This is a genomic window from Alcanivorax sp. HI0044, from assembly GCF_001634945.1.
Window position 1 is genome coordinate 1 of sequence record NZ_LWEZ01000903.1, and the last position, 5,452, is coordinate 5,452.

General features: G+C 46.0%; 4 protein-coding genes. All 4 read left to right on the forward strand.

The features are described from left to right. A partial coding sequence (locus A3730_RS31520) for a hypothetical protein (RefSeq protein ID WP_197477431.1) occupies positions 1-1,062 on the forward strand: 1,062 nt, incomplete at its 5' end. A gap of 259 nt (positions 1,063-1,321) precedes the next feature. Next, positions 1,322-1,660, forward strand: coding sequence for a hypothetical protein (locus tag A3730_RS10685; RefSeq protein WP_063519141.1), 339 nt, complete (start codon positions 1,322-1,324; stop codon positions 1,658-1,660). 49 nt (positions 1,661-1,709) lie between these two features. Continuing rightward, complete coding sequence (locus tag A3730_RS10690; protein WP_063519143.1) at positions 1,710-3,437, forward strand: dynamin family protein; 1,728 nt, start codon at positions 1,710-1,712, stop codon at positions 3,435-3,437. Beyond that, positions 3,437-5,452: dynamin family protein (locus tag A3730_RS10695; RefSeq protein ID WP_063538043.1), on the forward strand; the 2,016-nt coding region annotated here is incomplete at its 3' end. The genes A3730_RS10690 and A3730_RS10695, both read left to right, overlap by 1 nt.

Below are 5,452 nucleotides of genomic sequence, written 5' to 3' on the forward strand. Positions count from 1 at the left end.
GAAAACCAGGAAATCGAAGACAACATCTGCGTTGATATCCCCTACGTGGAAGTGACGGGCAATATTTGTGGTAACTATGTCGACCCGATAAAGGTGACAGCCGGAAACCATTTCGTAACCTGTGATACGACGTTTAATGAGCGCCTATTGATTGATGCGGGGGCCGTTCTGCAAGTGGATCGTAACTGGTATATCGTGGCGGAGAGCGGTGTGAATGTGAATGGGACGGCCGTGTCTCCTGTCACTATCAAGACCTCACCCAATAATATTGATGGTGCTTGGGCTGGAATACGTTTTGTCGGTGAAATGGATTTTGACTACGACAATGAAGAGCTTGTCGGCGATAAAATAAGTTATTTGAACGTTTCTGGTTATTCGGGAACCTCAAGTTTGGAAGGTGTTGGAATAAAGAGGGCTACATTAACGGCAAATGCTGGGTTGACACTGCGAGATGTTGTTTCTATAGGAACAGTGTTTGATGTGGAGGATGTTACTTCATACAGATCGCTTTTAAGTGGTTCTTCTGTGTTGTCTTCGCAGCTATATCTGTGGAGTGGCTTGGTAGTTAATTCTCCTGATCTCAGCAATATTTATACATATTGGGGCGGACGGACCGATGGTTTTGAGCGTCTTGCAGCATTATTCAATGAAGGGTTTTCCGTCGCTGGATGTAGTTATGAAGCACACATGCAAGGGAATGAGTCTGTTGGAACAGGTGCCGCAACAGGAGATCACTGCATTGTTAGTGATAACGGAAAGCCTATGCCAGAGAGCTACGGTGTCTATGTTCTGGGCCCGAAAAATAGAGATATAAAAACCGGAGAAAGCTTAAGTTTAGAGGCTTACTTATTTGATAAAAACGGGTTTGTGCACCCGGAATCGATTGTTTGGAAGGCTCGCTATGATGTGGACGGCACTTACTACGACTCGGGCCAGACCTGGACAGGTAGGAAAATAAGCGTGTCCCTGGAAGATAAAGAGCAGTACGAGGTTTATGTGGAGTCTGTGAACGGGGAGACGGACCTGCTTGGTCCCAAGTCCATCATTCTTAATGTTCAGTAGATAAATTAATAAAGGCGCTCTGGCATGTGGCCAGAGCGCCTTTATGCTGTTAGGAGGATTGGGGTTATGCCGATTCGACCAGAGCCTTTTGTCTTGAATTGTTCGCGATGCGGCTGGAAGAAGGGCGTAAGGCCAAAAAGCGATGTACTGACACCAGGCGAATGGGTGGATGAATGCCCGCGCTGTGGTTGTGAGGAGATTGAAACCAGGCGAACTGGGGTGATCGCGAGATTTTTAAATAAGATATCCTGAGGTGGTTATGTCTGTAAGGCGTTTATTCGGAACGGCGACAGCGGATGCTGGAGTATTTTGGAGTGACAAAGTTTCAGAGCAAGGATGGCGAATCCAGTACAACAAGACCTTGGATAAGGTTAGCCCTTTAAAGCCGTATAGATTGCTGGATCCATCCGGGAATCTGTGGGCGTCATCAGACACGATGCAGGAAATGGTTGATGACCTTCCGGGGTTGATAGATGAATTTTCAGGAAAAGATTCCCTGTTCTCGTCTGAAGAAGCAAAGAAATTGGCGAAAGAAGCTATTGGCATCCTTGTTACCGCAGGGCAAGTTTGGCTGGCCAAGGAAGTAAGCGAGGAGTGAAGGTGCTCTTTTTATTTGATTTTTTGGAATGCTGAGGATTGGTGTGGTTATGGAAGTTAAAAGAAAAGAACAGTTGGCTAACTATATTAAAGGGTTGGGCGAATATTTTTTTCAGGCAGTAGATTCCGCTCCATCAATGATGGAAGAAGTGGGTAGAAAATGGGGCGAAGAGCTTGATCAGGTTTCTTCTTCTGTTAGCCAGGGTGAAATTTATGTGCCAGTTGTTGGAGGGTTTAGTACAGGAAAGTCTACAGCACTGAATAAGGTGATTGGTCGCAATATTCTTCCTGAGAAAGTTACACCTGAAACGGCTATCCCGGCAGAGCTTCGATATTCAGAATCTGAATGCTTGATGGCACAGACTCAGTCAGGTGAATGGCGCGAATATAGAGTTGACCAACTACCAGTGCTGTCTTCGGAAGCAGAGCGTTATCAGGTGGTGAGGGTCTATGTTAACTCCCGAGAGTTGAAAGAGATTCAGCCGCTGGTGCTTGTCGACATGCCGGGTTTTGATTCCGGTCTCGATCAGCACAACCAAGCAATCCTTCGATATATCACAAGCGGTGCATTGTATTTGTATATGGTTAATGCAAAAGCGGGCACAGTTAGTCGGCAAGACGTACGAAGGCTTGATGAAATTATGGGGCTTGGGCGTTATGTCAAAGTGTTTTTAACTATGACGGACTTGGCTTCCCCTGAGGAATTGAAATCCACGCATCAGTATGTGTCTGAGCAAATGGAATCAATTTCCGGTGATGATTCTGTGGGGCAAATCAATATGGAGGATGTGGCAGATCTTCTGTCCTCCCTGGAAGAAGCCGATGCATCGTCATTGTTTGATGGCATCTTCCTTGATCAGGTTAAATCACTCTATTTTGATGCTTGTGCACATATTAATACGTTGATTAGTGCGCTTTCGGGGTCGGAAGACGATTTGAATCGTCAAGTTGAAAATGCAAAAAATAGCTTGATAAAAATTGAGAGTGAGCGGGAGAAAATGCTTTCTGAAATAGGAGAAGGGCGCCTGTCTGAGAAAGCCGAGCATGTCTTGCGCAGATTGGAGGCCTCTCTCAATGGTTCATTGGATGAAATTGTTGTGATGGCTCGAAGTGGGGAGGACGCAATGTGTCGCGGTATTGCTGATCTTGTCCGTTCCACGCTTACGGTGGAAATTCAGCAAGCCGTTCGGCGTATCACCAAAGATGTGGCATATCAATTTTCGGGCGATATATCTCTGAATGGGCTTTCCCTCTCATCCGAAGGTAATTGGATCGACAATATGATTTCAGTAATTGAAAGCGAGGCTATGTCTGCTCTTGCGGGTCTGGGAGATAACCCGTCGTCCCGTGGGAATGCAGGGAAAGAGGGGGCAGGAAAAACGGTTGGGGGAATGCTTTCAACGGCGGCATTAGCTATTCCGCATCCGGTCTTGAAGGTTGTTTTTTCAATACTTCCTGGGGTTATTGGCGCGCTTTTTGACGCGTTCCGTGAGAAAAGCGAGACAGAACAATACCGAAAGGCCATATCCTCTCAAGTAATTCCAAGTGTCTTGTCACAGGTTAGGCCGCAGGTCGTGGATTCTCTTAATGCCACCGAGAGCGAAATTATTAGAGTTGTTTCTGAGCAAGTGTCGTCAAAGGTTGAAAATCAGAAGAGAGTATATGATGAGGTTGCAAGCTCTGCGGCTGAGGATTTGCAAGCTATAAAAAGCAACATATCACAGTTAGAAGAAATTCTGGCTGCGATTAACGAGAATGCAAGAAAGGTGATTGTTTGATGACAGTGAGCAAAGATCGGCTTCTTTCGGCGCGCCAGTCTTTAGAAAGCATTCTAGCTAAATATGATGATATCTGTGATGCATCGATTAAAAGATTGATCAAAGATGATGGGGTATATAGTAGTCAGGAGATTGAGTCGCATCTGGCTACTCTTCAGGAAGAAGGAAGAAATCTGAAGATTGGTATTATTGGTCGTGTAAAAGCGGGGAAATCATCACTGATTAATGGGCTTCTCTTTGATGGTAAAGAGGTGCTTCCAAAAGCTGCGACACCTATGACAGCGGCACTGACATCAATAGGATATGCGGGTGAGTTTTGCGCTGAAGTAAAGTTCTTTAATCAGGATGATATTGATGATTTGAAGATTAAAGCTTCAATATACGACCGTGAAGTAAATGCGGCTATTCAGCGTTACAGGGAAGAGCATTTAGAGAGGAAGGAGCGTGCTAATCGGCCACTTCCGGATCCTAAAGATGAGCTGCTTAGGAAAAAGGCTCTTCGTGAAGTGGGTGAAGATGGTGCCCTTTCTGCAGCTGCAGATTTATATAAGCGAATTAAAGATTCGTCGGTAAACGTGGGGGAGCTTACAGACCGGCGCTTGCTCACGGCGAATACCGTGGAAGAATTAAATGCACAGCTTATGGATTATGTGGGCTCCTCGGGGCGTTATATGCCTTTTACCCGTGAGCTTAATCTTGGAATGCCCCTGGAGAGCTTGAAGGGAATTGAGATTCTGGATACCCCTGGCGTTAACGATCCAGTTAAATCTCGTGAGCAGCGTACTTATGAACGTTTAAAGGAGTGTAATGCTGCCTTTATTGTGAGTCCCGCGGGGCAGTTCATGAGTGAACAGGATTTTGAGCTTGCGGATCGCCTGAGCGGACGTGAAGGCACACAGGAAATATATATTGTGGCTAGCCAGGCTGATACACAGTTGCACTCCAGTATTCGCAGAGATGCGAAAGGAGTTCTGCCACAGGCTATAGAAATTTTACGTGCCACCATGGCCGAGCAAGCAGAGAGGTCGTTATCCAATTGTGAGAATGAAATTCTCAAGAGTATAGCGAAGAACCAAGGGGAGCGGCTGATTTTGACTGCAGGTATTTGCGAGGCGCTGGTTCTGGGGAAGGGTAGTAGTGGTGATGAAACAGCTTCTCACGCTATGGGGCTTCTGAAAAAAAACTATCCAGACTATTTTTCTAATCCTGATAATTTAATGGATAATCTTGAAGTTCTATCTGGTCGGAGGGAGCTGGAGAGGGCAATTGAAAAAGTAAGGTCGAAGAAAATTCAGATATTGGAAGCGCAGTCTGATGACTTTATTGAGGCCCAGTGGCGAGCTTTTGTTAAAACAAAAGAAGCGGTATTAGAGAGCCTCTCTGGGCAGCGAAGTGAAGTCGAAAATAGTGATATAGAGAAAATTCAAGAAAGGCTAAGCGCACTAAATGTGGCTTCGTATAAAGGTGTTGAGGCATCGAATCAAGAGTTTTTAGATCAAATAGAGGATATGCATTTACGACTCCCGGCGGATTTAAGGAGTGTCATTCAAAGAGCTATGGATATGTTTGACGAAAAAGCTGAGGGGGCGGAGGGGGTTTCTCAAGAAACTCGACGGGTTGAGAAAGAGGGTGTGGGGTCGTGGTTCGCCAGAAAACTTAGTATGGGCGGCTATGAAGAACGAACCTTTGAGATTGAAACGGTGCGGCCACTTCCGATACGTAGGTCGTTGGAGGGGTTTTCAAGACTAATGACGCAAGGGTTAAGGGAGTGCGCCGAGAAGAATATACTGAGTCGCCGATCTGCGTTGGTAAGCGGTCTTTCTCGCCAGTTAAGGGAGGTGATTGGGGATGAGAATGTAGACATTACAAGATTGAAAGGTGTCTGCAGAGCTACCGTGGAAAGAATACTCGATTTCCCTAGTGTGAGCGTTCCTGATTTGCCAGCTGATCTGGCAAAGTCGAGAGAAATAAAGGGTTGGGGCGTTGGGGAGTTTGTCGAAGCGGCCCATAGCTAT

Bases quoted from the DNA above. Each gene is read 5' to 3' on its own strand.
- A3730_RS10690 (WP_063519143.1), top strand. From the start codon at position 1,710: ATGGAAGTTAAAAGAAAAGAACAGTTGGCTAACTATATTAAAGGGTTG.
- A3730_RS10685 (WP_063519141.1), top strand. From the start codon at position 1,322: ATGTCTGTAAGGCGTTTATTCGGAACGGCGACAGCGGATGCTGGAGTA.